Source organism: Arthrobacter pascens (genome assembly GCF_017052465.1).
Classification (GTDB): domain Bacteria; phylum Actinomycetota; class Actinomycetes; order Actinomycetales; family Micrococcaceae; genus Arthrobacter; species Arthrobacter pascens.
The window spans coordinates 1-335 of sequence record NZ_JAFHKT010000004.1 but is presented as its reverse complement, the minus strand read 5'-3'; the positions used below and the strand labels follow the sequence as shown (position 1 = coordinate 335).

The 335-nt window shown below is 67.2% G+C and carries 1 protein-coding gene; it reads right to left on the bottom strand.

Going from position 1 to position 335, the window contains the following annotated elements:
* On the bottom strand, positions 1–335 hold a 335-nt coding region (locus JYA52_RS00020; protein ID WP_240459796.1), incomplete at both ends, for an HNH endonuclease signature motif containing protein.

Sequence of the window (335 nt, the reverse complement as noted above, 5' to 3'; positions counted from 1 at the left end):
TGCCGTTGTCGGTGCCGGTGGTGCCGCCGTGTGACCAGGAGGTGATGTGGTGGGCTTCGCACCAGGGGGCGGGGATGGTGCAGTTGGGGAAGGCGCAGCCTTGGTCGCGGGCGGTGAGGGCTTTGCGGAGGTGGGGCGGGAAGATGCGGGTGGTGCGGCCGATGTCGAGGATGCGTCCTTCGCTGCCGAGAAGGACGGGGATGATGTCCGCGTCGCTGGCGATTTTGCGGATGATGGCGGGGGTGACCGGCCCGGTGAAGGTGAACGTTCCTGTGCCGGGTCCTGTGCTTAGTTCTGTTCCTGGGAGTGGCAGCTGGTGCATGCCAGTGGCCGTG